General features: G+C 66.8%; 22 protein-coding genes. 12 read left to right on the top strand and 10 right to left on the bottom strand.

Annotation, left to right across the window (positions count from 1 at the left end):
• Nucleotides 1-61: 61 nt before the first annotated feature.
• The 5 genes from fba to epd form a co-directional block, all read right to left on the bottom strand.
• Nucleotides 62-1126, bottom strand: coding sequence for a class II fructose-bisphosphate aldolase (gene fba / locus C722_RS0105085; RefSeq protein ID WP_017639475.1), 1065 nt, complete (start codon nucleotides 1124-1126; stop codon nucleotides 62-64).
• Between the two features lie 118 nt (nucleotides 1127-1244).
• Complete coding sequence (locus C722_RS0105080) at nucleotides 1245-1574, bottom strand: MliC family protein (RefSeq protein WP_017639474.1); 330 nt, start codon at nucleotides 1572-1574, stop codon at nucleotides 1245-1247.
• On the bottom strand, nucleotides 1571-1768 hold the full coding sequence (locus C722_RS0105075) for a hypothetical protein (protein ID WP_017639473.1): 198 nt from the start codon (nucleotides 1766-1768) through the stop codon (nucleotides 1571-1573). The genes C722_RS0105080 and C722_RS0105075 overlap by 4 nt, the downstream gene beginning before the upstream one ends.
• Nucleotides 1769-1773: 5 nt before the next feature.
• Nucleotides 1774-2937, bottom strand: a complete 1164-nt coding sequence (locus tag C722_RS0105070; RefSeq protein WP_017639472.1) for a phosphoglycerate kinase — start codon at nucleotides 2935-2937, stop codon at nucleotides 1774-1776.
• A gap of 27 nt (nucleotides 2938-2964) precedes the next feature.
• A complete protein-coding gene (gene epd, locus C722_RS0105065; protein ID WP_017639471.1) occupies nucleotides 2965-4008 on the bottom strand; it encodes an erythrose-4-phosphate dehydrogenase in 1044 nt (347 codons plus the stop codon).
• Nucleotides 4009-4470: 462 nt separating this feature from the next.
• On the opposite strand from epd, the gene nrdH reads away from it, so the two are divergent.
• From nrdH to C722_RS0105030, 7 genes are all read left to right on the top strand, one after another.
• Nucleotides 4471-4695: a glutaredoxin-like protein NrdH gene (gene nrdH / locus C722_RS0105060; RefSeq protein ID WP_017639470.1), complete on the top strand. Its 225-nt coding sequence runs from the start codon at nucleotides 4471-4473 to the stop codon at nucleotides 4693-4695.
• Between the two features lie 10 nt (nucleotides 4696-4705).
• Nucleotides 4706-5110: a class Ib ribonucleoside-diphosphate reductase assembly flavoprotein NrdI gene (nrdI, locus tag C722_RS0105055; RefSeq protein WP_017639469.1), complete on the top strand. Its 405-nt coding sequence runs from the start codon at nucleotides 4706-4708 to the stop codon at nucleotides 5108-5110.
• Nucleotides 5092-7233 carry a class 1b ribonucleoside-diphosphate reductase subunit alpha gene (gene nrdE, locus C722_RS0105050; protein WP_081594573.1) on the top strand — a complete coding sequence of 714 codons (2142 nt, stop codon included), beginning with the start codon at nucleotides 5092-5094 and terminating at the stop codon, nucleotides 7231-7233. Before nrdI ends, nrdE begins: the two co-directional genes overlap by 19 nt.
• 10 nt (nucleotides 7234-7243) lie before the next feature.
• Nucleotides 7244-8224: a class 1b ribonucleoside-diphosphate reductase subunit beta gene (gene nrdF, locus C722_RS0105045; RefSeq protein ID WP_305366737.1), complete on the top strand. Its 981-nt coding sequence runs from the start codon at nucleotides 7244-7246 to the stop codon at nucleotides 8222-8224.
• A gap of 321 nt (nucleotides 8225-8545) precedes the next feature.
• Nucleotides 8546-10084, top strand: coding sequence for a DNA-3-methyladenine glycosylase 2 (locus C722_RS0105040; protein WP_017639466.1), 1539 nt, complete (start codon nucleotides 8546-8548; stop codon nucleotides 10082-10084).
• Nucleotides 10081-10617: a methylated-DNA--[protein]-cysteine S-methyltransferase gene (locus C722_RS0105035; protein WP_017639465.1), complete on the top strand. Its 537-nt coding sequence runs from the start codon at nucleotides 10081-10083 to the stop codon at nucleotides 10615-10617. The genes C722_RS0105040 and C722_RS0105035 overlap by 4 nt, the downstream gene beginning before the upstream one ends.
• Nucleotides 10618-10704: 87 nt before the next feature.
• Nucleotides 10705-12570, top strand: a complete 1866-nt coding sequence (locus C722_RS0105030) for a type VI secretion system tip protein VgrG (RefSeq protein ID WP_017639464.1) — start codon at nucleotides 10705-10707, stop codon at nucleotides 12568-12570.
• A 69-nt stretch (nucleotides 12571-12639) separates the two neighbouring features.
• Here C722_RS0105030 and tkt read toward each other — a convergent pair whose 3' ends face one another.
• The 5 genes from tkt to C722_RS0105005 form a co-directional block, all read right to left on the bottom strand.
• A complete protein-coding gene (tkt, locus tag C722_RS0105025; RefSeq protein ID WP_017639463.1) occupies nucleotides 12640-14637 on the bottom strand; it encodes a transketolase in 1998 nt (665 codons plus the stop codon).
• A gap of 83 nt (nucleotides 14638-14720) precedes the next feature.
• A complete protein-coding gene (locus C722_RS0105020) occupies nucleotides 14721-15320 on the bottom strand; it encodes a membrane integrity-associated transporter subunit PqiC (protein WP_017639462.1) in 600 nt (199 codons plus the stop codon).
• Entirely contained in the window at nucleotides 15317-16963 is a 1647-nt protein-coding gene (locus C722_RS0105015; protein ID WP_017639461.1) for an intermembrane transport protein PqiB, read from the bottom strand. Before C722_RS0105015 ends, C722_RS0105020 begins: the two co-directional genes overlap by 4 nt.
• Nucleotides 16947-17588: a paraquat-inducible protein A gene (locus tag C722_RS0105010; RefSeq protein WP_017639460.1), complete on the bottom strand. Its 642-nt coding sequence runs from the start codon at nucleotides 17586-17588 to the stop codon at nucleotides 16947-16949. Before C722_RS0105010 ends, C722_RS0105015 begins: the two co-directional genes overlap by 17 nt.
• Complete coding sequence (locus C722_RS0105005; RefSeq protein ID WP_017639459.1) at nucleotides 17585-18226, bottom strand: paraquat-inducible protein A; 642 nt, start codon at nucleotides 18224-18226, stop codon at nucleotides 17585-17587. The genes C722_RS0105010 and C722_RS0105005 overlap by 4 nt, the downstream gene beginning before the upstream one ends.
• A gap of 215 nt (nucleotides 18227-18441) precedes the next feature.
• Between C722_RS0105005 and C722_RS0105000 the strand changes: the two genes are divergently transcribed.
• The 5 genes from C722_RS0105000 (at nucleotide 18442) to C722_RS0104980 (ending at nucleotide 25058) form a co-directional block, all read left to right on the top strand.
• Nucleotides 18442-19440 (top strand): metalloregulator ArsR/SmtB family transcription factor, encoded by a 999-nt coding sequence (locus tag C722_RS0105000; protein WP_017639458.1) that lies wholly within the window; start codon nucleotides 18442-18444, stop codon nucleotides 19438-19440.
• A gap of 116 nt (nucleotides 19441-19556) precedes the next feature.
• Nucleotides 19557-20747 (top strand): methionine adenosyltransferase, encoded by a 1191-nt coding sequence (gene metK, locus C722_RS0104995; protein WP_017639457.1) that lies wholly within the window; start codon nucleotides 19557-19559, stop codon nucleotides 20745-20747.
• Between the two features lie 170 nt (nucleotides 20748-20917).
• Nucleotides 20918-21547, top strand: coding sequence for a phosphatase PAP2 family protein (locus C722_RS0104990; RefSeq protein WP_017639456.1), 630 nt, complete (start codon nucleotides 20918-20920; stop codon nucleotides 21545-21547).
• 153 nt (nucleotides 21548-21700) lie between these two features.
• Entirely contained in the window at nucleotides 21701-22747 is a 1047-nt protein-coding gene (locus C722_RS0104985) for a spermidine/putrescine ABC transporter substrate-binding protein (protein WP_017639455.1), read from the top strand.
• Complete coding sequence (locus C722_RS0104980; RefSeq protein ID WP_017639454.1) at nucleotides 22734-25058, top strand: bifunctional diguanylate cyclase/phosphodiesterase; 2325 nt, start codon at nucleotides 22734-22736, stop codon at nucleotides 25056-25058. The genes C722_RS0104985 and C722_RS0104980 overlap by 14 nt, the downstream gene beginning before the upstream one ends.
• Nucleotides 25059-25061 lie beyond the last annotated feature (3 nt).

The following is a 25061-nucleotide window of genomic DNA, read 5'->3' as shown; positions in this document are numbered from 1 at the left end:
ACTCCAAGCGATCGACAGGCATAAAAAAAGGCCCCTTGCGGGGCCTTTTCTACATCCCGGATCAGTTGACCTTGGGATCCAGTTCGCCGCGGGCATAGCGCTCGAACATGGCATCCAGGGAGATCGGCTTGATCTTGGAGGCCTGGCCGGCGGTGCCGAAGGCTTCGTAACGGGCGATGCAGACTTCGCGCATGGCGGTCACGGTCTTGGCCAGGTATTTGCGCGGATCGAACTCGCTACGGTTCTTGGCCATGAACTCGCGGATGGCACCGGTGGACGCCAGACGCAGGTCGGTGTCGATATTGACCTTGCGGACGCCGTACTTGATGCCTTCGACGATCTCTTCGACCGGCACGCCGTAGGTTTCCTTGATGTCGCCACCGTACTCGTTGATGATCTTCAGCCACTCCTGGGGCACCGAGCTGGAGCCGTGCATGACCAGGTGGGTGTCCGGGATGCGCGCATGGATTTCCTTGATGCGCTGGATCGACAGGGTATCCCCGGTCGGCGGCTTGGTGAATTTGTAGGCGCCGTGGCTGGTGCCGATGGCGATGGCCAGGGCGTCGACCTTGGTGGCCTTGACGAACTGGGCGGCCTCTTCCGGATCGGTCAGCAGCTGGCTGTGATCCAGGGTACCTTCGGCGCCCACGCCGTCTTCTTCACCGGCCATGCCGGTTTCCAGGCTGCCCAGGCAACCCAGCTCGCCTTCCACGGACACGCCGCAGGCATGGGCGAAGGCCACGGTCTGCTGGGTGACGCGCACGTTGTAGTCGTAGTCGGACGGTGTCTTGCCATCGGCCATCAGCGAGCCGTCCATCATCACCGAGGAGAAGCCCAGCTGGATGGAGCGCTGGCAGATGTCGGGGGTGGTGCCGTGGTCCTGGTGCATGACCACGGGGATGTGCGGGAATTCTTCCACCGCGGCCAGGATCAGGTGCCGCAGGAAGGGAGCGCCGGCGTACCTGCGGGCACCGGCGGAGGCCTGAACGATGACCGGCGAATCGGTCTTGTCGGCGGCTTCCATGATGGCGCGCATCTGCTCGAGGTTGTTGACGTTGAAGGCCGGGACGCCGTAGCCGAATTCGGCGGCGTGATCCAGCAGCTGACGCATGCTGACGAGTGCCATTGGTGATTATCTCCCTACAAAGGCGGTGGTGGCGCCAGCCTGCATGAGCGGCTGGCAGGGTTCAAGCGGCCGACCCCTGGCCGCTGTGGATTAATCGGTTCAGCTGACATTCGCCGGTTCAAGGCGTCCGGCAGCCGCGGCCGATGAGGTCGTTGTTGGCGATCCAGTAGACGAGCCCCTGGTCGCCACGAATATGGAAAGCCACCAGCCCATCGGTATAGGACTGGCCATCGGTGGCCGGTTCGCGGTTGAGATGACGGATCAGGCCATCGCCTTCCAGCTTGAGGTCGACGATGGACTGGCTGCGATCCACATAGCGCCAGTCGAAGGCCGCCTTGGAATCGCAGACCCAGTGCGTCCAGCCGCCGGTCTGCGGCGCACCGCGGCCGGCACAGCCGGCCAACAGGGCGAGACCCAGCAGACCGAGGGCGAAGGTACGCCCCTTCACTGGGCGCAGCCGCTGGTGGGACGACCAGCGTTGGCGTTACCGGTGAGCGTATCGACGCGCTCGCCGTTCTGCGCCGTGGGCGTGGCGGCCGCCGCAGGGGGCGGCGCGAACACCGCGCAGGCCTTGTCGGCATTGCCACCGGCGCAACCGGCCAGCACGAATACAGCGGAACACACGAGCAGCGGCGTACGCATGGCGATTACTCCTGGGCGCGTTGCTGGAGGACTTCGACGGCCGGCAGGACCTTACCCTCGACGAATTCGAGGAAGGCGCCGCCACCGGTGGAGATATAGGAGACCTTCTCACCGATGCCGTACTTGTCGATGGCGGCCAGGGTGTCGCCACCGCCGGCAATGGAGAAGGCGTCGCTGTCGGCGATGGCCTGGGCCAGGGTGCGGGTGCCTTCGCCGAACTGATCGAATTCGAAGACGCCCACCGGACCGTTCCAGAGGATGGTCTTGGCCGATTTCAGCAGGTCGGCGAATTGCTGGGCGCTGACCGGGCCGATGTCGAGGATCATGTCGTCGTCGGCCACGTCGTTGATGGACTTGGTGACGGCTTCGGCGGTCTCGGCGAACTCCTTGGCGACCACCACGTCCACCGGCAGCGGCACGCTGACCTTGGCGGCGATGGCCTTGGCGGTGTCCACCAGATCGGCTTCGTACAGCGACTTGCCGACCTTGTAGCCGGCCGCGGCCAGGAAGGTGTTGGCGATGCCGCCGCCGACGATCAGCTGGTCGCAGATCTGCGCCAGGGAATTGAGCACGTCCAGCTTGGTGGAGACCTTGGAGCCGGCGACGATGGCGGCCATCGGGCGGGCGGGATTGCCCAGCGCCTTGCCCAGGGCGTCCAGCTCGCCAGCCAGCAGCGGACCGGCCGCGGCGACCTTGGCGAACTTGGCCACGCCATGGGTCGAGCCCTCGGCGCGGTGGGCGGTGCCGAAGGCATCCATGACGAAGACGTCGCACAGGGCGGCGTATTGCTTCGCCAGCTCATCGGCGTTCTTTTTCTCGCCCTTGTTGAAGCGCACGTTCTCCAGCAGCACCAGCTGACCCGGCTCGACCTGGACGCCGTCCAGGTAGTCCTTCACCAGCGGTACCTCGCGGCCCAGGGCCTTGCTCAGGTAGGCGGCGACCGGCGCCAGACTGTTCTCTTCGCTGAATTCGCCTTCGGTGGGACGGCCCAGGTGCGAGCAGACGATCACCGCGGCACCCTTTTCCAGGGCCAGCTTGAGGGTCGGCAGGGCGGCGACCAGGCGGGCATCGCTCTTGATCTGGCCTTCCTTCACCGGAACGTTGAGGTCTTCGCGAATCAGGACGCGCTTACCCTTCAGATCGAGGTCGCTCATTTTCAACACGGACATACAGGCAATCCCTTAGTTGTGCTTGTTTCAGGTGGGCTTGGCGATGCGCAGCCAATGGCCGGCGACGTCGAGCATGCGGTTGGCGAAGCCCCATTCGTTGTCGAACCAGACCAGCAGGTTGACCAGCCGGGGGCCGGAAACGCGGGTCTGGCTGCCATCGACGATGGCGGAATGGGGATCGTGGTTGAAATCGCAGGAGGCGTGGGGCAACTCGGTGTAGTCGATCAGCCCGGCCAGGGGGCCGCTCTGGGCGGCGTCACGCAGCAGGGTGTTGAGCGCCGGCGCGGTGGTGTCCTGGCGGACGATGCAGGTGATGTCCAGGCAGGAGACATTGACCGTGGGCACACGCACGGCGCGGGCCTGGATGCGCCCGCCGAGCTCCGGCAGCAGGCGTTCGATGCCCCGCGCCAGGCCGGTCGCCACCGGGATGATCGACTGGAACGCCGAACGCGTCCGCCGCAGATCTTCGGCATGGTAGGCGTCGATCACGGGCTGGTCGTTCATGGCCGAGTGGATCGTGGTGATGGAGACGTACTCCAGACCCAGGGTCTCGTGCAAAAGTTTCAGCACCGGGACACTGCAGTTGGTAGTGCAGGAGGCATTCGAGACCAGCGTCTCGTCGCCGCGCAGGCTCAGCTGGTTGACGCCGTAGACCACGGTGGCGTCCACGTCGGTCTCGCTGACCATGGGCTGGGAGAACAGCACCCGCGGCGCACCGGCGGCCAGAAAGCGCCCGGCCTCGGCGCGGGTACTGAAGGCACCGGAGCATTCCAGCACCAGATCGACGTCCAGCGCCGCCCAGTCGACCCGCTCGGGTTCGGCCTCGCGGCGGATTTCTAGGGCTTGGTCGCCGATGCGCAGGCGCTCACCCTCTAGCGCGACCCGGCCGGGAAAGCGGCCATGGGTGGAATCGAAGCGGGTGAGGTATTCCAGGCTGGGCCGGTCGGCCAGGTCGTTGAGGGCGACGATGGCGAGCTCGGTAGCCGCGCCGCGCTCGTGCAACGCACGCAACACGCAACGACCGATGCGACCGTAGCCGTTGAGAGCGAGGCGATAGCGAGCGGAACTCATGCGTGAACGGACTCGGGCGCAAGCGAAAGGCCGATTATGCGGCTGTTCGACGACGAATGGGAGTCGCCAGGGTAGCCCACCGGCCTTTCTCACTACAAAAAAGCGCCCTCCTTGGCAGAGGCAGAAAAATTCCACCGTCTGGCTTGGGCGTCCTGCGGTATCCGGGTCGGAGCGTTGTCTGCCGTGAACAGATAGAGGTAGCTCCCAGGGAAGCAGGACTACCGGCCGGCCTGCGATGCCCTAGCAGAAACGGTCATCGAAAGCTGATAGAGCAGAGCCATGACCTGGATCAAAAACCCTACTTGTTGTGCTGTAGAAATTGCAAAACACCATATGTAGTATCTGGACCGAACTTGAGACCCAAGACGAGCTCCAACGAGAAGACCCGTGCCGCCACGGCAAACGCCGGCTGGCGTCAGGCTTTTTCCCTTGAGTTCGCCACACTGAGGACAGGAGTCAGCCATGACCATCACCATCTACAGCAAGCCTGCCTGCGTGCAATGCAACGCCACCTATCGCGCCCTGGACCGTCAGGGGATCACCTATGAGGTGGTGGATATCGAGCAGGATGCCCAGGCGCGCCAGACCGTGGAGTCCCTGGGCTATCGCCAGGTGCCGGTGGTGGTGGCCGGTGACGACCACTGGGCCGGTTTCCGCCCGGACAAGCTCGGTCAGCTGGTGGCCTGAGGCCAGGGCCATGGGTGAGCTGCTGTATTTCTCCAGCACCTCGGAGAACACCCACAGATTCGTCGAGAAACTCGGTCTGCCGGCGCGGCGCATTCCCCAGGATCCCGCCGCCGAACCGCTCAAGGCCCGCGAGCCCTACATCCTGATCTTGCCGACCTATGGCGGCGGCGGCAGCAAGGGCGCGGTGCCCAAGCCGGTGATCCACTTTCTCAACGATCCGCACAACCGGGCCCTGATCCGCGGCGTCATCGCCGCCGGCAACACCAACTTCGGCGAGGGCTACTGCCTGGGTGGACGCATCGTCGCCCAGAAATGCGCGGTGCCCTTGCTCTACCAATTCGAATTGCTCGGCACGACGGAAGACGTCGACCGAGTGCGCACGGGAGTGAACGACTTTTGGCAACGTCAGGCCTGACCCCGACCGGCAGCGACGCGGACTATCACGCACTTAACGCCATGCTCAATCTCTATGGTCCCAATGGCGAGCTGCAGCTCGACAAGGACCGCCAGGCGGCGCGGCAGTACTTCCTCCAGCACGTCAACCAGAACACGGTGTTCTTCCATAACCTGGACGAGAAACTCGGCTACCTGGTGGACAAGGGCTACTACGAGGCGGCGGTACTGGAGCAGTACACCCCGGCCTTCGTCAAGGCGCTGTTCGAGCGCGCCTATGCCTACAAATTCCGTTTCCAGAGCTTTCTCGGCGCCTTCAAGTACTACACCAGCTACACCCTCAAGACCTTCGACGGCCAGCGCTACCTGGAACGCTACGAAGACCGGGTGTGCATGGTCGCCCTGAGCCTGGCGCGCGGTGACGAACGCCTGGCCGAGTCCCTGGTGGACGAGATGATCAGCGGGCGCTTCCAACCGGCCACCCCGACCTTTCTCAACGCCGGCAAGCGCCAGCGTGGCGAGCTGGTGTCCTGCTTCCTGCTGCGTATCGAAGACAACATGGAGTCCATCGGCCGCGCGGTGAATTCGGCGCTGCAGCTCTCCAAGCGCGGCGGCGGCGTGGCCTTCCTGCTGAGCAACGTGCGCGAGGTCGGGGCGCCGATCAAGCGTATCGAGAACCAGTCCTCCGGCATCATCCCGATCATGAAGCTCCTGGAAGACGCCTTCTCCTACGCCAACCAGCTGGGGTCGCGCCAGGGCGCCGGGGCCGTCTATCTCAATGCCCACCACCCGGACATCCTCAGGTTCCTCGACACCAAGCGCGAGAACGCCGACGAGAAGATCCGCATCAAGACCCTGTCCCTCGGCGTGGTCATCCCGGACATCACCTTCGAGCTGGCCAAGCGCAATGCCGACATGTACCTGTTCTCGCCCTATGACGTGGAACGGGTCTATGCCGTGCCCTTCGCCGACATCAGCGTCAGCGAGAAATACGCGGAGATGGTCGCCGATGCGCGCATCCGCAAGCGCAAGATCAACGCCCGGGAGTTCTTCCAGACCCTGGCGGAGATCCAGTTCGAATCCGGCTACCCGTACCTGATGTTCGAAGACACGGTGAATCGCGCCAATCCCATTGCCGGGCGCATCAACATGAGCAACCTCTGCTCGGAGATCCTCCAGGTCAACACCCCCAGCCGCTTCGACGAAGACCTGGGCTACGCGCACATCGGCCAGGACATCTCCTGCAACCTGGGCTCGCTGAACATCGCCCGAACCATGGATTCGCCGGACCTGGGCCGCACCGTGGAAACCGCCATCCGCGGCCTAACCGCGGTCTCGGAGATGAGCGACATCCGCTGCGTGCCCTCGGTGGCCGCCGGCAACGCCGCCTCCCACGCCATCGGCCTGGGCCAGATGAACCTGCACGGCTACCTGGCCCGCGAGCACATCCACTACGGCTCGGCGGAAGGCCTGGATTTCACCAACCTGTACTTCTACACCGTCACCTACCACGCGGTGCGCGCCTCCAATCGCCTGGCCATCGAACGCGGCCAGAGCTTCCAGGGCTTCGCCGATTCCAAGTACGCCAGCGGCGCCTATTTCGACCAGTACACCGAGGGCGACTTCACCCCCCGTACCCCGCGGGTCGCCGAGCTGTTCGAGGTGGCCGGCATCCACCTGCCGACCCTCGCCGACTGGCAGGAACTCAAGGCTTCGGTGATGCAGCACGGGCTGTTCAACCGCAACCTCCAGGCCATCCCGCCCACCGGCTCGATCTCCTACATCAACCACTCCACCTCGAGCATTCACCCCATCGTCGCCAAGGTGGAGATCCGCAAGGAAGGCAAGCTGGGCCGCGTCTACTACCCGGCGCCCTACCTGGCCGACGACAACCAGGAGTATTACCAGGACGCCTACGAGATCGGCCCGGAAAAGATCATCGACACCTATGCCGAGGCCACCCGCCATGTCGACCAGGGGCTGTCGCTGACGCTGTTCTTCCGCGACACCGCCACCACCCGCGACATCAACCGGGCGCAGATATACGCCTGGAAGAAAGGCATCAAGACGCTCTATTACATCCGCCTGCGCCAGGCCGCCCTGGAAGGCACCGAGGTGCAGGGCTGCGTGTCCTGCAGCCTGTGAGGAAAAGGTCATGAATGCAGCTATGAACGCCCCGCGCCTGAATCGCATCAACGCCATCAACTGGAACCGCCTGCAGGACGAGAAGGACCTGGAGGTATGGAATCGCCTGACCGGCAACTTCTGGCTGCCGGAAAAGATCCCGCTGTCCAACGACATCCCCTCCTGGGCGACCCTGACGCCCAAGGAGCAGCAGCTGACCATCCGCGTCTTCACCGGCCTGACCCTGCTGGACACGATCCAGAATGCCGTGGGCGCTCCGACCCTGCTGGCCGATGCCGTCACCCCCCACGAGGAAGCGGTGATCGCCAACATCGGCTTCATGGAAGCGGTCCATGCGCGCTCCTACAGCTCGATCTTCTCCACCCTCTGCTCGACGCCGGACGTGGACGAGGCCTATCGCTGGAGCGAGGAGAATCCCTATCTGCAGACCAAGGCCGACCTGATCCTCGCGCGCTACCACGCGGACGACCCGCTGCTGCGCAAGGTGGCCAGTGTCTTCCTGGAGTCCTTCCTCTTCTATTCGGGCTTCTACCTGCCGATGTACTGGTCCAGCCGCGCCAAGCTGACCAACACCGCCGACCTGATCCGCCTGATCATTCGCGACGAGGCGGTGCACGGCTACTACATCGGCTACAAATTCCAGCAGGCCCTGGCCAAGGAAACGCCGGAGCGCCGCCAGCAGGTCAAGGACTTCGCCTACGAGCTGCTGCAGGATCTCTATGACAACGAGGTGGCCTATACCGAGGACCTCTACGACAGCGTGGGCTGGAGCGAGGACGTGAAGAAATTCCTTCACTACAACGCCAACAAGGCGCTGATGAACCTGGGCTTCGAGGCCCTGTTTCCCAGCAGCATGACCGACGTCAGCCCGGCGATCCTGGCCGCCCTGTCGCCCAGCGCCGACGAGAACCACGACTTCTTCTCCGGCTCGGGTTCGTCCTATGTCATCGGCAAGGCGGTCAGTACCGAGGATGAGGATTGGGATTTCTGAGCCAACCTCCTGCTCCGACCAGCCCCCTCTCCCCCTGGGAGAGGGTTGGGGTGAGGGTGTCCCGCGCGACGAAGTCCCAGTGGAAAAGGCTGCGCCGTTTTCCACGCTACGACGCTAAGTAATACGGCTTATCGCGGCCATGGCGGTCCGCCGATGCGGCCGCTCCTACAGGGCAGTGCTGCTTTTGTAGGAGCGGCCCATGGCCGCGATAGCACAGCTGCTCTATTGGCCTGCCCGCCCATGGCCGCGACAGCTCTCTACCTCGGCGGTCCCGTCCGAAAACGGCCAGTCACCCCTCCCCGGCGGTGCTAACCTGCCGCCATGAACGCCTTCCCCGATGTTCCCGCCTTCGAACGCGCCCGCCTGGCGCGCGACCCGCGTTTCGACGGCCTGTTCTACACCGCGGTGCTCACCACCGGCATCTATTGCCGGCCGGTGTGTCCGGCGCAACCGCCACGCCCGGAAAACGTCAGCTACTACCCCAGCGCCGCAGCCGCCGAGGCAGCGGGCTATCGCCCCTGCCTGAGATGCCGCCCGGAGCTCTCCCCCGCCAGCGGCCACTGGCAACGCGGCGATGCCACCCTGGCGCGGGCCCTGCGGCTGATGGACGAGGGCCTGGACGACGGCGGTCTGCCCGCCCTCGCCGCCCGCCTCGACCTCAGCGAACGCCAGTTGCGCCGGCTGTTCGTCGAGCGCCTGGGCGCCGCGCCCCTGGCGGTGCTCACCACCCGCCGACTGCTGTTCGCCAAGCAATTGCTCAGCGAGACCCGGCTGCCCATCACCGAGGTAGCCCTGGCCGCCGGCTTCGGCAGTCTCAGACGCTTCAACACCGCCTTTCGCGACGCCTACAGCCTGGCCCCCAGTCAGGTGCGCAAGGGTCAGGCCGCGGCTTCGCCCGTGCTGGTCCTGCGCCTGGCCTATCGTCCGCCCTACGACTTCGCCGCCCAGCTGGATTTCCTCCGTGGCCACGCCCTGCCCGGCGTCGAGGTGCTGGATGACCACAGCTACGCCCGGGTGATCGGTACCCCCGAGCAGCCGGGCTGGCTGCGCGTCTCGGCCTGGGACGCCGACACGCCGGCGCTGCGCCTGGAATTGCACGGCGCCGCGCCTAGGGAGCTGCAGGCCGCGGTGGCGCGCATCCGCCGCATGTTCGATCTGGACGCCGATCCCGAAGCCATCGCCCAGGGCCTGGCGATCGATCCAACCCTGGCCGAACTGGTGGCGCGCCGGCCCGGCCTGCGCCTGCCCAGCGGCTGGGACGGCTTCGAGATCGCCGTGCGCGCCGTCATCGGCCAGCAGGTCAGCGTGGTGGCGGCCACCACCATGACCGCCCGAGTGGTAAAGCGCTTCGGCCGCCCCTGGGGCGAGCCCGGTCACGAGGCCAGTCGACCACCCGCCGGTCTGCACCACTTCTTTCCCACGGTGGACGCCCTGGCCGATGCGGCCCTGGAAGACCTCACCGGCCTCGGCCTGATCCGCGCCCGCGCCGGTACCCTGGGTACGGTAGCCAGAGCGCTGCGCGCCGGCGAGGTGGACTTCGACACCGGCCGCACCCTGGACGATTTCGCCCGGCGCTGGATCGCGCTCAAGGGCATAGGGCCCTGGACCGCCCAGTACATCGCCCTGCGCGCCCTCGCCCATCCCGATGCCTGTCCGGTGGAAGACCTGGTGCTGCAGAAGCGCCTGGCGCCGCCCGGCGAGCGCCTGACCGCCAAGGCCCTGTATGCCCGCGCCGAAGCCTGGCGACCCTGGCGTGCCTACGGGGTGATGCAGGTCTGGCGCGAAGCCACCTGGAAGGCGCCCGCCGACGCCCCCGCCGAACCCGTTCCCACCCGTCTCGCCAAGGAGTCGCCCCGATGATCGCCTACTGCCTGCTGGACAGCCCCATAGGTACGCTCACCCTGGCCGCCGACGACAGTGGCCTGCGCGTGGTGGAATTTCCCGAGAATCGCTACCTGGCCAAGCGTGACGCCAGCTGGAGCGCCGCCGATCACCCCATCCTCGACCTGGCCCGCGTACAGCTCGGTGAGTACTTCGCCGGCCAACGCCAGACGTTCGAGCTGCCGCTGGCACCGCGCGGCACCCCCTTCCAGCTGGCGGTCTGGCAGGCCCTGGCGGAGATCCCCCACGGCCAGACCTGGAGCTATGGTCAACTCGCCAGCCATCTCGGCCGACCCCAGGCGATGCGCGCGGTGGGCGCCGCCAATGGCCGCAATCCCTTGCCCATCGTGCTGCCCTGCCACCGGGTGATAGGGGCGTCCGGCGCCCTCACCGGCTTTGGCGGCGGCCTGCCGACCAAGCAATTCCTGCTGGAGCTGGAAGGCGCGCTGCCGCCGCCGCGGGATCTCTTCGCCGCCTCCCTGCCTGGCACTGCGCCAGAATCTGCCTGCTAAAATGCTCTAGAATGCGGCTTTCAGCCCTTGAGCCGGTGCAACCCTGTAGCGCACACTGGAACTTTCGATTCGCAAGGACGCGATGCGATGTTCAGCTCAGCCAATACCCCACTCTTCACCCTGACGCTGGACGGCGTCGCCCAGGATTTCCAGGTACTCGCCTTCGACGGCCACGAGGCCATCGGCCAGCCCTATCGCTTCCAGCTCGAGCTGGTCAGCGAGCGCCCGGACTGGCCGCTGGAAGCGCTGTTGCAGCGGCCCGCCTTTCTCGCCCTGGGTCCGGGTGACCAAGGCATCCACGGCCAGCTCGCTGCCGTGGCCCAGGGCGATACCGGTCGGCGCCTGACCCGCTATCGCGCCGAACTGGTACCGCGCCTGGCCAGCCTGGCCCACCGCGTCAATTCCCGCATCTTCCAGGGACTCGCCGTGCCCGAGATCCTGGCGCAGCTGCTCGAGGAGCACGGCATCCTCGACGGCGACTATCGCTTCGCCCTGGGGCCGACGCGCTATCCGCCGCGCGACTACTGCGTGCAGTACGGCGAAAGCGATCTGGCCTTTCTGACCCGCCTCTGCGAGGAAGAGGGCCTGCACTTTCACCACCAGCATCGCCGCGACGGCCATGTGCTGGTGTTTGGCGATGACGCCACCGGCTTTGCGCGGCTGGGTGCCACCCGCTATCGGCCCGGCAGCGGCCTGGTGGCGGAGGAACCCGTGATCAGTCGCCTGGCGGTCGGCCTGCAGATCCGCAGCAGCGCCGCGACCCTGGGCGATCACGACCCATTGCAACCTCGGCTGCGCCTGCACAGCAGTGCGGACGCCGCGGCCCAGCCCGCGCTGGAAGACTATGGCTTTCCCGGCCGCTTCACCGATCGCGCTACCGGCCAGCGCCTGAGCAGCCGGCGCCTGGAGCGCCTGCGAGGGGACGCCGTTCAGGCCGAGGGGGCGAGCGACCAGCCCAGCCTGGTGAGCGGGTATTTCCTGCCGCTGGAACAGCACCCGCGCGCCGACTGGAATCAGCTCTGGCTGCTGACCGAGATCCAGCACCAGGGTCGCCAGCCGCAGGTCCTGGAGGAAGACGCTGCCGACGCCATCCCGGCCGACGGCTGGCGCCAGGGCTATCGCAACAGCTTTGTCGCCCGGCCCTGGACGCAGCCCTTCCGCCTGCCCCTGCGCCATCCCAGGCCCAGGCTGCTGGGTGCCCAGAGCGCCGTGGTCACCGGACCGGCCGGCGAGGACATCCATTGCGATGCCCTGGGCCGGATCAAGGTGCAATTCCACTGGGATCGCCAGGGCCAGGCCGATGAGCGCAGCAGCTGCTGGCTGCGGGTCGCCAGCGGCTGGGCGGGTGACGGCCATGGCGCCCTGGCGGTGCCGCGGATCGGCATGGAGGTGTTGGTCGGCTTTCTCGAGGGGGATCCCGACCAACCCCTGGTGATCGGCTGCCTGTACCACGCCGAGCATCGCCCACCGCTGGAGCTGCCCCGGGACAAGACCCGCAGCACCTTCAAGAGTCTCAGCAGCCCCGGCGGCAATGGCTACAACGAACTGCGCAGCGAGGATCAAGGGGGTCAGGAAGAGATCCATGTCCACGCCCAGCGCGACTGGGACGAACGCATCGGCCACGATCACCGCAGCGAGATCGGCCACGCGCGCCATGAGCGCATCCGCGGCAACAGCTACAGCGAATTCCACGCCGAGGAACACCGCATCACCCGGGGCGAGCGCCGCAGCGAGGTGCGCGCCGACGACCACCTGGACATCGGCGAGAGTCAGCACCTGCGGCTGGACGCCAGCCTGCTGGTCGAGGCCGGCAGCGAGATTCGGCTGCACAGTGGCCAGAAGATCGTCCTGGAAGCCGGCGCCCGCCTGACCCTCAAGGCCGGCGGCAGCTTCGTGCAGCTGGAGGCCGCCAGGGTCACCCTGGCAGGGCCGAGCATCCGGGTGAATCCCTGAGCAGGCGCTGAATCCCGGGCATAAAAAAGCCACGCTTCAGCGTGGCTTTTTCTTTTGTCGCGGCAGGACTCAGTCTTCCAGCAACTCGCCGGCGACCGCCAGGACGTTGTCCAGGGTGAAGCCGAAGTGCTCGAAGAGCGCCGCCGCCGGAGCAGATTCGCCGTAGGTGTGCATGCCGATGATACGACCGTCGAGACCGACGTACTTGTACCAGAAGTCGGCGATGCCGGCCTCGATGGCGATGCGCGCGCCGACTTCCACCGGCAGGACCTGCTGGCGGTACTCGGGGCTCTGGCGGTCGAAGACGCTGGTGCTGGGCATGGAGACCACGCGCACCTGGCGACCTTCGGCGGTCAGGCGATCATGGGCCTGCACCGCCAGGCCGACTTCGGAGCCGGTGGCGATGAGGATCAGCTCGGGTTCGCCCACGCAGTCCTTGAGCACGTAGCCGCCACGGGCGGCGTTGCCCAGGGTGGCGGCGTCACGCACGCTGTGGGTCAGGTTCTGGCGCGAGAAGATCAGCGCGCTGGGACCGTCGCGACGCTCCAGGGCCGCGGTCCAGGCGATGGCGGATTCCACCGCGTCGGCCGGACGCCAGGTGTCCAGGTTGGGGGTGTAGCGCAGCGAGGCCAGCTGCTCCACCGGCTGGTGGGTGGGGCCGTCTTCGCCGAGGCCAATGGAGTCGTGGGTGAAGACATAGAGCACCCGCTGCTTCATCAGCGCCGACATGCGCACCGCGTTGCGGGCGTATTCCATGAACATCAGGAAGGTGGCGCCGTAGGGCACCAGGCCGCCGTGCAGGGCGACGCCGTTCATGATGGCGCTCATGCCGAATTCACGCACGCCGTAGTGGACATAGTTGCCGCTGGCGTCTTCGGCGGTAACGCCCTTGGCGCCCTTCCACAGGGTCAGGTTGGAGCCGGCCAGGTCGGCGGAACCGCCGAGCAGCTCGGGCAGCAGCGGACCAAAGAACTGCAGGGCGTTCTGGCTGGCCTTGCGGCTGGCGATGGTCTCGCCCTTGCTGGCGACGTCCTGGATGAAGGCGGCGGCGCGCTCGGCGAAGTCGGCGGGCAGGTCACCGGCCATGCGGCGCTTGAACTCGGCGGCCAGCTGCGGATGGGCCTGGGCGTAGGCGGCGAAGCGCTCGTTCCACTCGGCTTCGGCGGCGGCGCCGCGCTCCTTGGCACTCCAGTCGGCATAGAGGTCGGCGGGAATATCGAAGGGCGCATGGGACCAGCCGAGCAATTCGCGCGCGGCCTGGATCTCGTCGTTGCCCAGGGGCGCGCCGTGGCACTCTTCCTTGCCCTGCTTGTGCGGGGCGCCGTAGCCGATCACGGTCTTGCAGCAGATCAGGGTGGGCTTGTCGCTCTTGCGCGCGGTGTCCAGGGCGGTCTGGATCTCGTCGGCGTCATGGCCGTCGACGTTGCGGATCACCTGCCAGCCGTAGCTCTCGAAGCGCTTGGGGGTGTCATCGGTGAACCAGCCTTCGACCTCGCCATCGATGGAGATGCCGTTGTCGTCGTAGAAGGCGATCAGCTTGGACAGGCCCAGGGTGCCGGCCAGAGAGCAGGCCTCGTGGGAGACGCCTTCCATCATGCAGCCATCGCCGAGGAAGGCGTAGGTATGGTGGTCGACGATCTGGTGGCCATCACGGTTGAACTGGGCGGCCATGACCTTTTCCGCCAGGGCGAAGCCCACGGCGTTGGCGATGCCCTGGCCCAGCGGACCGGTGGTGGTCTCGATGCCCGGGGCGTAGCCGTACTCGGGGTGGCCCGGGGTCTTGCTGTGCAGTTGACGGAAATTCTTCAGGTCGTCGATGGACAGGTCGTAGCCGGACAGGTGCAGCAGCGAATAGATGAGCATGGAGCCGTGGCCGTTGGACAGCACGAAGCGGTCACGGTCGGCCCACCGGGGATTGCCAGGGTTGTGCTTGAGCTGATCGTGCCAGAGCACTTCGGCGATATCGGCCATACCCATGGGGGCGCCGGGGTGGCCACTGTTGGCCTTTTGCACGGCATCCATGCTGAGGGCACGGATGGCGTTGGCTCGATCACGACGGCTGGGCATTGCGGTGTCTCCTGGCAGAGGCAGAGCGAAAGGGCGGCCATTTTCGCTCAGCCAGGGCACTTCCAGCAATCGGCGCGGTCGCCTCAGCCTGCCGGGCAGATCGTATCGCCGTCGGCCACGAAGGCCCGGGCGACCGGCTCGATGCGCTTGGCCAGGACGCTCAGCGCCTGGCGATGCGCCGCGACGACCTCGGCATAGGAGCCGCCAGCGGGCTGGCTGATCCGGCTGCCACAGGTGAGCACCCGCTCGCCCCCGGGCTCGGCCAGGCGCAGGGTCCAGAGCGCGTCCTGCTGGACGCCACGCCCGGGCTGCGAATCGAAGCGCTGCAGGTCCACCTTGATGCGCAGCACCGGTGCGCCGCTGCCACGGGGGGCATCGCCCAGGTCCAGGGTACCCAGGTCCCGGGACAGGTCGGCGGACAGCGCACTGCGGACCTCGTCGGCCAGGGGGGCGATCCAGCGCTCGTTTTCCAGCAGGGCGATGCCCTCGCCTTGGCGGATCACCAGCTGCGGCTGATCCACCTGCGGCGGCACCGAAACGCCCTGTAGGGCGAAGCGAAAGCTGGCCGGACGACTGTTGGCAGCGGGCTCCGCGGCACTGGTCAGGGTGTGGTAGTTGAGCGGCGCCTTGGACGAACAGGCGGCCAGCAGCAGGGGCAGAGCCAGGCAGGTCAGGCGCTTCATTGCAATTTTCCTTTGGCGGGATCGCGGGAGCCCGGTTCGAACTTGGGCGGCGGATCGGTCACCAGACCGCGGATCAGGGATTCCGGATGGCGGCCGAGGTAGTCGCCGAACACGCGCAGGGAGCGCGCCATGCGCTGCATCTCTTCGAGGGTCTGGGTCAGATTCTGCTGCACCGGGGAATCCGCGCCCAGGCTCTGGCTGGCGCTGCCGGTGAGTTGCTGCACGCCCATCAGGGTGGTGGTCAGCTGCGGCAGGACGCCCGCGTTGAGCTGCTTGAGGGTGCCGCTGAGCTGCGCCAGGCTGGTGTCGAGATTCTTGCCGATGGAATCGAAGGGGATCTTGTCGATCTTGTTGACGATGCCGGCCATCTGCTCCTGCAAGCGATCGAAACTGCCGGTGACGGTGGGGATCGACAGCGGCTTGGCCTGGGGATCGAAGGCCACCTTGGGCGCGTTGGGCACGAAGTCGACGGAAATGTAGAGCTGTCCGGTCAAGAGGTTGCCGGTACGGGCCTGGGCGCGTAGGCCACGGGCCACCCAGCCAGCGAACAGCCTGCCGTCGCGGTCCTTGGTCTCGATGCGTTTGCCGACATCACCCAGCCGCTGGGGATAGATGACCGCGCCAACGATCAGCGAGAAGCGATCCTGGGCATCTTCGTAGTCGGGGGTCAGGGAAACTACCCGGCCGACGTTCATGCCGAGGAATTCCACCGGCGCGCCGGTGGCGAGGCCACGCAACGACTGCTGGAATCTCATCCGCACATAGATGGGCTCGCCATCCGGCGGGGCCAGGGCGCTGGTCTGGTCGTCGAACAGGGTGAAACTCTGGTCTTCCTGGGCCGCCTCGGGATCCTTGGGCCATTCCGGAGTGACGAAGGCGATGCCGCCCGCCACCACCGTGGCCAGCGACTGGGTATTGAGCTTGAGTCCGGAGGCGCTGAGCGAGACATCGACGCCGCTGGCGTTCCAGAAGCGGCTGTTGGCGGTGACGAAGCGGTCGTAGGGCGAATCGACGAAGATCTGGGCGCTGACGCCCTTGCCATCTTGGTTGAGGTGGAAGGACACCACCCGGCCGACCTGGATGCGCCGGTAGTAGACCGGTGAACCCACGTCCAGGGAACCGATGTCGTCGGCGGTGACGATGAATCTCTTGCCCGAGGCGCCGTGGATCAGCGCTGGCGGCTGTTCCAGGCCGCGGAAGTCGCGATGGGACTCGGTGGAATCGCCGATGTCGGCGCCGATGAAGGCGCCCGACACCAGGGTGTCGACCCCGGAGACGCCGTTGACGCCGAAGCGCGGCCGCACCACCCAGAAGCGCGCGTCCTTGGTGGCGAAGCCCTCGGCGGACTTTTCCAGTTCGATGGTGGTGATCACCCGATTGCGATCCGGCGCCAGCTGGATGTCGCTGACGGTGCCGATCACCACGTTCTTGTACTTGACCTGGGTCTTGCCGGCTTCCAGGCCTTCGGCGGTGAGAAAGGTCACCGTGATGGTCGGTCCGCGCGAGGCCCAGCTGTGGATCACCATGGACAGCCCGATCAGAGCCGCCACGATGGGCACCAGCCAGATCAGCGATACGCTCCAGCGACTGCGGCGTACCTCGGGGGTAGGCGCCAGGGCGTCGGGTTCATGCCTGTCCGTCATCGTTCACCTCTGCATCCCAGATCAAGCGGGGATCGAAACTCATCGCGGCGAGCATCGTCAGCACCACCACGAAACCAAAGAACACGATACCCAGGCGCGGCGCCGCCGAACTCAGGGCACCGAAGTGCACCAGCGCCGAGACCAGGGCCACCACGATCACATCGAGCATCGACCAGTAGCCGATCAGTTCGACGAAGCGATAGAGCCGGGCGCGCTGAGCCATCGCCCAGTCGCTGTGTCTCTGGCAACTCACCAGCAGGGTGCCGAGCACCAGAAACTTGATGGAGGGCACCGCCACGCTGGCGATGAAGATCACCAGGGCGACGCCCCAGGAGCCGCCTTCCCAGAATTCGATCACCCCTTCGAGAATGGTGCTCTCCACGCCGCGCCCCAGGGTACCGGTGAACATCACCGGCAGGGTATTGGCCGGGATATAGAGAATCAGCGCGGCGATCAGGTAGGCCCAGGTCTTGGCATAGACATTGGGCTTGCGGCGGTGCAGCGCCGAGCCGCAGCGCGGGCAGCCGGCCTTGTGGTGGCGCGGCGCGGTGCAGACCTTGCCGCAGACGTGGCACAGGCAGAGGCCGAGTTCGTCGGCGCGGGGTGGCAGCTGGGGCGCGGTCACGGCTCGCGCTCCCCGACAGCGTCCCACAGCGGATGCAGGTCGCGCTTGGCGATGATCAGCAGGACCACCATCAGCCCGACCATGCCGAACAGCCCCAGGCCCACCACCACGTGCAGCAGCCCGGCGAGCTTGATCACCGCCACCAGGGCGCCGAGCACGAAGACCTCGATCATGCTCCAGGGCCGCAGGTAATGCAGGGTGACCATGGCCGTGGCGAAGCCGGGCGCGCGGCGACCGGCCTGGGCGAAGCCGAGGACCCAGAGCAGCAGCGCGATCTGCAGCAGCGGCACCACGAACAGGGTCATGGCCACCACCAGCGCCATGGGCCCGGCGAAGCCGCGACTCATGGCGATCACCGACTCCAGCAGGGTCGCCTCGCTGTGCAGGCCGCGAAAGCTGAGCTGCAGGATGGGCCCGACATTGGCGATCACGAACAGCACCGCCGCAGCGATCGCCAGGGCCAGCAGACCCTGGATGTCCAGGCGGCTGGCGCGATAGAGCAAGGCGCCACAGCGCAGGCAATGCGCCCGCTCGCCCGCCGCGAGGGGCTCGAGGCGATGCACCGAATCGCAGTGCTCGCAGATCACCAGGCGCGTGCCGGTGGCGGGCGCGGAAGGGGACGGTGGCTGGACGGACATGGGGCTACCCGGTGACGCTCCTGGAAGGGGGCTGCAGGTTGGACGCGCGAGTTTCGCGGTCGTTACCGCAAGGCCGCGACGACTGCCGGCCAAACGGCTCCGGCATCTTACCTACCTCGACGAAGGTATGCGCGGCCAGCCGCCCCCAGAAAAGCATCAAAACTTTTTGATGCTTTTCTTGCGAGGTCTGGGACGGGTCTCTAGACTAGCGCCCCATGACCCCGCTACGCGTGCCGGCGCTCGGCCAAGAACCAGGAGATACCCTCGCCGCCCTGTGCAAGGCTGGCGGCGATCCCCTGCGCCTGAACGTCCTGCGCGCCCTGCACAGCGCCTCCTTCGGCGTGCTGGAGCTGGCGCAGATCTTCGCCACCGGCCAGTCCGGCATCAGCCATCACCTCAAGGTGCTGGCCCAGGCGCAGCTGGTGGCCACCCGCCGCGAGGGCAATGCCATCTTCTATCGCCGTGCCCTGCCGCGTCCCGGCAGCCTGGGTGGCGCCCTGCACGCCGCCCTGCTCGAAGAAGTGGACGCCCTGGCCCTGCCCAGCGCGGTACAGACGCGGATCGGCGAGGTGCATGCCCAGCGCGCTGCGGTGAGTCGCGACTTCTTCGCCCGGGTGGCGGAAAAATTCCAGGCTCAGCAGGATCTCATCGCCGGTCTGCCGCAGTATCGCGACGGCCTGCTCAGCCTGCTGGACGCCCTGGCCCTGGATCCGCGCGGTTGCGCCCTGGAAGTGGGCCCCGGCGACGGCGCCTTCCTGCCGGATCTGGCGCGCCGCTTCGCCCGCGTGGTGGCGGTGGACAACAGCCCGGCCATGCTCGAACTGGCGCGCCAGCGCTGCCAGCGCGACGGCCTCGCCCAGGTCGAACTGCAGCTGGCCGACGCCCTCGCCGAGCCGCTGCCAGCGGCCGACTGCGTGATCCTCAACATGGTCCTGCATCATCTGGCCGCACCGGCGGAGGCCCTGCAGCAGCTGGCCCGCCGCGTGGCGCCGGGTGGCAGCCTGGTGATCACCGACCTCTGCCCCCACGACCAGACCTGGGCGCGCGCCGCCTGTGGCGATCTCTGGCTCGGCTTCGACCAGGACGAACTGGCCCGCTGGGCCCAGGCGGCCGGCCTGCAGGCGGGCGAAAGCCTCTACCTCGGCCTGCGCAACGGCTTTCAGATCCAGGTGCGCCAGTTCGCGCGCCCGGATCAGGGAAACACCCCGTCATGAGGCCACCTGGCCAGTGGCGGGCGGACCCGACGCTCAAGGGCGTCATGTCCAGCAAGGAAACTGCTGTCTCGACCGGCCTGCGGGCCCCTACCCCTTGGTAATTTAGGAACCATTCGATGAGCGAATATTCCCTGTTCACCTCCGAGTCCGTGTCCGAAGGCCATCCGGACAAGATCGCCGACCAGATCTCCGATGCCGTGCTCGACGCCATCATCACCCAGGACAAGCACGCCCGCGTGGCCTGCGAGACCCTGGTCAAGACCGGTGTGGCCATCGTCGCCGGTGAGGTCACTACCTCCGCCTGGGTCGACCTGGAGCAACTGGTGCGCGACGTCATCGTCGACATCGGCTACGACAGCTCGGACGTCGGCTTCGACGGCGCCACCTGCGGCATCGTCAACATCATCGGCAAGCAGTCGGTGGACATCGCCCAGGGCGTCGATCGCAGCAAGCCGGAAGACCAGGGCGCCGGTGACCAGGGCCTGATGTTCGGCTACGCCTGCAACGAGACCGATGTGCTGATGCCTGCACCCATCACCTTCTCCCACCGCCTGGTGGAGCGTCAGGCCGAGGCGCGCAAGTCGGGCCTGCTGCCCTGGCTGCGTCCGGACGCCAAGTCCCAGGTGACCTGCCGCTACGAAGGCGGCAAGGTGGTCGGCATCGACGCCATCGTGCTGTCCACCCAGCACAATCCCGAGGTCAAGTACGCCGACCTGCGCGAAGCCGTGATGGAGCTGATCGTCAAGCACGTCATCCCCGCCGAGCTGCTGCACAAGGACACCCAGTTCCACATCAACCCGACCGGCCAGTTCATCATTGGCGGCCCGGTGGGTGACTGCGGTCTGACCGGCCGCAAGATCATCGTCGACAGCTACGGCGGCATGGCCCGTCACGGCGGTGGCGCCTTCTCCGGCAAGGACCCGTCCAAGGTCGACCGCAGCGCCGCCTACGCCGGTCGCTACGTGGCCAAGAACATCGTCGCCGCCGGCCTGGCCGAGCGTTGCGAGATCCAGGTGTCCTACGCCATCGGCGTGGCCCAGCCCACCTCCATCTCGATCAACACCTTCGGCACCGCCAAGATCAGCGACGAGAAGATCGTGCAGCTGGTGCGCGAGCATTTCGACCTGCGCCCCTACGCCATCACCACCATGCTCGACCTGCTGCACCCGATGTACCAGGCCACCGCGGCCTATGGTCACTTCGGCCGCCACCCGCAGGAAGTCACCGTGGGCGACGACACCTTCACCACCTTCACCTGGGAACGCACCGACCGCGCCGCCGCCCTGCGCGCCGCTGCCGGTCTGTAAGACGCCTCCCGGCAAAGAGCCCCGCCACCGCCGGTGCCGGGGCTTTTTTCTGGGTCTGCAACCGGGATCCCAGCGCTTTCTTGCGCCAGTCCACAGGCTGGCACGCGCGATGCAACCTCTGGGCGTCCGGTGGTCAGAATGCCTCGTCTTCTCCAGGAGTCTGCTTATCCATGTGGCTGTTCATCACCAACTTCGGCGATTCCTCGGTGATGCTTCCCTGCGCCGTACTGATCGCGCTCTGGCTGCTGGCCGGCCTGTCCGCGCGGGCGGCGCTGCTCTGGTTGCTGCTGTTTGGTGCTGCCAGCCTCAGCGTTGCCCTGTCCAAGATCGCCTTCTTCGGCTGGGGCCTGGGCATTCCGCGTCTGGATTTCACCGGATTCAGCGGCCACTCCATGCTGGTGGGCAGCGTGCTGCCAGTGCTGGGCTGGCTGCTGGCCAGTCGGGCGCGACCGTCGCTACGGCTGACCGCGGCCGCCCTGGGCGCACTGTGCGCCCTGCTCATCGCCGTCTCGCGGGTGGTGCTGGGCTATCACTCGATCTCGGAAGTGGTGACCGGCCTGCCCATCGGCTATGCCGCCAGCGGCACGCTGCTCTGGCTGCTGCGTGGCCAGGAGGTCAACCTGAGGCCACGCCAGGCCGCCCTGGGCGCCAGCCTGCTGCTGTTGCCTCTGCTGTTGCTGCATGGCACCAACGCGCCGACGCAACGGGTGCTGGAACGGCTGGCGGTCAAGTTCGCCGACGAGCAGAAGCCCTGGACCCGCGCCCATCAGCGCGCCGGGGTGGCGCCCTTGCAGAACTGAGGAACATCGCCAAGCGCATGCAATAGACGACGCCGCGACTGGCGAATACAGGCAAGCCTCCTAGACTGGCAGAAGCCCTGAATTTCCTGGGGTGAACGTGCGGGCTCTTCGGCCCCTCCTATAGAAGTCAGCCCTTGCCGCCGAGTCGTCCGCATGCGCTACTGCCTTTTCCTCTGCAGCCTGGTGCTTACCGGTCTGCCCGCGTCACCCGTGGCGGCTGCCGAGCCCTTGCGGCTCTATACCTGGGAAGGCTATTTCAGCGACACCCTGCTGCAGCGCTGGGCCAAGGCCCATCCCCCCGTGCAGGAAATCCACTTCGACAGCAGCGACGTGCGCGACGCCACCCTGGCGCGCGGCGATGCCGATCTCGACCTGGTGGTGATCAACGAGGTCAGCGCCACGCGCCTCGGCCAGGACGGCCTGCTGACGCGCATCGATCCCCGGCGCCTGCCCCATCTGAACGAACTCGATCCGCGCTGGCGCCACAGTTGTGGCGACTACGCGGTGCCCTATGTCTGGGGCACCCTGGGTCTGCTCTATCGCAGCGACCGCCTGGCCCAGGCACCCACGTCCTGGCTGCCGCTGCTGCAGCCGGCGCCGGCGCTGCACGGCCGCATCGCCATGCTCGAAGACCATGACGACCTGCTGGTCGCGCCGCTGATCATCCTGGGCGCCGCCATCAACAGCGACGATCCCGAGTTGCTCAGACGCAGCTTCGCCCTGCTCAAGGCCCAGGCACCGGCGGTGCTGACCTATCAGTACGTGGTCAGCGCCCTGCACAATCCGGCCTACAGCGACCGCATCGATCTGGCCTTGGGCTACAGCGGCGACCAGCACCTGCTCAATGCCGCGACGCCCGGGCAGCCCTGGCATTTCACCACGCCCCGCGAAGGCAGCCTGCTGTGGATGGACTGCGTGGCGGTGCTCAGCAGCTCCCCGCACCAGGCCGCCGCCTGGCGCTTCATCGACTTTCTCAACGAGCCGCGCAATGCCGTGCTGGCCACCGAGGAGCTGCACCTGGCGACCCCCAATGCCGGTGCCGTGCGCCTGCTGCCGGCCGACCTGCGCGAGGATCCCAGCCTGTTCCCCCCCGACGACGTCATCGCCCGCAGCCAGGTCTTCCGTGAAGGTCCGCCCGACGCCTTCCAGACCCGGCAGCGCATCGGCAGCGCTTTGGTAGGTCACCATGAATCTCAATAGGCGCGCCCTGCTGCTGATCCTGCCAGTCGCCCTGCTCTGCAGCCTGACCCTGGTCGGACTGGGCTACACGGTGCAGCGCGAGGCGGTGATCGGCCTCGAGCGCTCGCGGGTCAACCACGATCTGGCGGCGTTGGAGACCACCTATCGCGAGTACGATCACTTCAGCCGCAATCTGCTCTATGCCCTGTCCAACAGCGCGGCCCTGGGCAACTTCCTGCGGCAGACCGAGGTGCCCTATCGCAACGAGGCCCTGGGCACCCAGTTGCAACTGGCGGTGCGCCAGCTGGCTGGCGACGACGCTCCCACGCGCATCTCCCTGGCCATCGCCCGCCCCGATCTCAGCCTGGCCTACTATTACGAGCGTAGTGGCGATCCCTTCGCCCAGCTGAGCAGCGTCCAGCGCCAGCTACTCGAGCGCCTGGCGCGGGAAGCGAACGGGCCGCTGGAGCGGCGCGATTATCTGCTAGACGAACAGGGCCACTCGCTGCTGGTGGCGACCACCTCGTTGTTGCCGAGCACGGCCGGACCGCCCCTGCCAGGTCAACGCGGCCTGGCGATGACGCTGCAGCTGGCGGTCAGTCCGGACCGAATGGAGGCCATGCGCCGTACCCTGGAACAGAGCTATGGCGCGCCCCTGGAATTCAGCCGGACGCTGCCCGTACGCACCAGCGATTTCACCGCTGTCGTGCGCCTGTCACCCGATCTCTATGTGCGCCTGACCCCGAACCCAGAACATCTGCATGGGGAACTGCGCCGTCTGGCGATCGCCTATTTCAGTGGTGGCCTGCTGGTGACCCTGGCCTGCATCCTGGTGTTGATCGTGCTGATCCGGCGCTACATCACCCGGCCCATCGCCCGCCTGGACAGCCAGCTCACCGAGGTGCTGGAGGGTCAGCGCCAGGCCCTCGAAACCGGCGACGAGCCCGGCGAGATCGGTCATTTGGGCGCCAACATGAAACGCCTGCACGACAACAACCTGGCCATTCTGGCGCAACTGCGCACGGCCCTGCGCACCGACGTCCTCACCCAGATCGGCAACCGCCGCTACTTCCAGCTCATGGGCGAATCCTGGCTGGCGGGCAAGCCTGATGGCCGCCGCATCGCCCTGCTCTATTTCGGCCTCGACCATTTCAAGTCGGTCAACGACCGCTTCGGCCACGAGGTGGGCGATGAACTGCTGCAGGCCGTGGCGCGCCAGACCCAGCAGTTGCTGGAGGCCTATCAAGCAGGCAACGAACTGGTGTTCACGCGCCTGGCGGGCGATGAATTCGCCGTCCTGCTGCGCGGTCCGGCAGCAGCGACCGAGGCCCTCGCCCTGGGCCAGCAACTGCAGCAGAACTACGCCAACGGCACCCTGGTCGGCGAACGCCGCTATGCCGTGACCCTGAGCATCGGCCTGGCGACCCCCGAGGCGCCGCTGGACCTGGCCGACCTGCTGGCCCAGGCCGATCTGGCCATGGAACGAGCCAAGAACGAAGGCGGCAATCACCTGGTGCACTTCACCCCGGAACTGGCTGCGCGCCAGCGCCGCCAGGATCTCCTGGACGAGCACCTGCGGCGAATGAATCCGGACGAGGAATTCCACCTCGTCTACATGCCGGCGGTCGACAGCAGCGGCCAGGTACGCTCCGCCGAAACCCTGCTGCGCTGGAATTCACCGCGCCTGGGTCCGGTATCGCCGGCGGAATTCATCCCCATCGCCGAACGCCAGGGGCATTTTCGCTGGATCGATCGCTGGGTCGTGGACCAGGCCTGCCGCGAGTACCCGGCGCTGCAGGAGGTGCTGGGCAGCGACCTGGTGCTGTCCGTCAACCTGTCATCCGCGCAACTGGATCAGGCCGACATCGTGCCCTATCTGCGCGAGCGGGTGCGCCACCACGGCGTCGATCCGGGCCATCTGGAACTGGAATTCACCGAGACCTTCGCCGCCGAGCTGAACGAGCGCACCCTGGGGCTGCTGCACGAATTGCGCGCCGAGGGCTTTCGCGTGGCCATCGACGACTTCGGCGTCGGCTACACCTCAATCCAGCAGGTCACCGACTATCCCGCCGACACCATCAAGTTCGACCGGCTCATCGTCGAGCGCCTCAGCCAGCCCGGTAACCAGGCCAGCCTGGATGCGCTCATCGCCTTCTGCCATGCCCGCGACGCCCAGGTCATCGCCGAGGGCGTGGATACCGAGCTCAAGCAGCTGTGCCTGCAGCAGGCCGGTTGCGATCTGCTGCAGGGCTTTCTGGTCTGCCCGCCGCGGCGTCTGGACGAGTTGCGCGACTGGCAGCGCCAACGGCTGGGTGATCCCAGCCGGGTCTAGGGA

Source organism: Pseudomonas sp. 313 (assembly GCF_000316965.1).
GTDB classification, from domain to species: domain Bacteria; phylum Pseudomonadota; class Gammaproteobacteria; order Pseudomonadales; family Pseudomonadaceae; genus Chryseomonas; species Chryseomonas benzopyrenica.
The sequence above is the reverse complement of the archived record's forward strand: the minus strand, read 5'-3'. Positions and strand labels throughout refer to the sequence as shown.

What these genes read in the sequence shown, in the direction of transcription:
- nrdI (WP_017639469.1), top strand. Translation starts at nt 4,706, where the DNA reads ATGGGTGAGCTGCTGTATTTCTCCAGCACCTCGGAGAACACCCACAGA.
- C722_RS0105035 (WP_017639465.1), top strand. Translation starts at nt 10,081, where the DNA reads ATGATCGCCTACTGCCTGCTGGACAGCCCCATAGGTACGCTCACCCTG.
- metK (WP_017639457.1), top strand. Translation starts at nt 19,557, where the DNA reads ATGAGCGAATATTCCCTGTTCACCTCCGAGTCCGTGTCCGAAGGCCAT.
- nrdF (WP_305366737.1), top strand. Translation starts at nt 7,244, where the DNA reads ATGAATGCAGCTATGAACGCCCCGCGCCTGAATCGCATCAACGCCATC.
- C722_RS0104990 (WP_017639456.1), top strand. Translation starts at nt 20,918, where the DNA reads ATGTGGCTGTTCATCACCAACTTCGGCGATTCCTCGGTGATGCTTCCC.
- C722_RS0104985 (WP_017639455.1), top strand. Translation starts at nt 21,701, where the DNA reads ATGCGCTACTGCCTTTTCCTCTGCAGCCTGGTGCTTACCGGTCTGCCC.
- C722_RS0104980 (WP_017639454.1), top strand. Translation starts at nt 22,734, where the DNA reads ATGAATCTCAATAGGCGCGCCCTGCTGCTGATCCTGCCAGTCGCCCTG.
- C722_RS0105030 (WP_017639464.1), top strand. Translation starts at nt 10,705, where the DNA reads ATGTTCAGCTCAGCCAATACCCCACTCTTCACCCTGACGCTGGACGGC.
- C722_RS0105005 (WP_017639459.1), bottom strand. Translation starts at nt 18,226, where the DNA reads ATGTCCGTCCAGCCACCGTCCCCTTCCGCGCCCGCCACCGGCACGCGC.
- tkt (WP_017639463.1), bottom strand. Translation starts at nt 14,637, where the DNA reads ATGCCCAGCCGTCGTGATCGAGCCAACGCCATCCGTGCCCTCAGCATG.
- C722_RS0105020 (WP_017639462.1), bottom strand. Translation starts at nt 15,320, where the DNA reads ATGAAGCGCCTGACCTGCCTGGCTCTGCCCCTGCTGCTGGCCGCCTGT.
- epd (WP_017639471.1), bottom strand. Translation starts at nt 4,008, where the DNA reads ATGAGTTCCGCTCGCTATCGCCTCGCTCTCAACGGCTACGGTCGCATC.
- C722_RS0105040 (WP_017639466.1), top strand. Translation starts at nt 8,546, where the DNA reads ATGAACGCCTTCCCCGATGTTCCCGCCTTCGAACGCGCCCGCCTGGCG.
- nrdH (WP_017639470.1), top strand. Translation starts at nt 4,471, where the DNA reads ATGACCATCACCATCTACAGCAAGCCTGCCTGCGTGCAATGCAACGCC.
- C722_RS0105015 (WP_017639461.1), bottom strand. Translation starts at nt 16,963, where the DNA reads ATGACGGACAGGCATGAACCCGACGCCCTGGCGCCTACCCCCGAGGTA.
- fba (WP_017639475.1), bottom strand. Translation starts at nt 1,126, where the DNA reads ATGGCACTCGTCAGCATGCGTCAGCTGCTGGATCACGCCGCCGAATTC.
- C722_RS0105075 (WP_017639473.1), bottom strand. Translation starts at nt 1,768, where the DNA reads ATGCGTACGCCGCTGCTCGTGTGTTCCGCTGTATTCGTGCTGGCCGGT.
- C722_RS0105070 (WP_017639472.1), bottom strand. Translation starts at nt 2,937, where the DNA reads ATGTCCGTGTTGAAAATGAGCGACCTCGATCTGAAGGGTAAGCGCGTC.
- C722_RS0105000 (WP_017639458.1), top strand. Translation starts at nt 18,442, where the DNA reads ATGACCCCGCTACGCGTGCCGGCGCTCGGCCAAGAACCAGGAGATACC.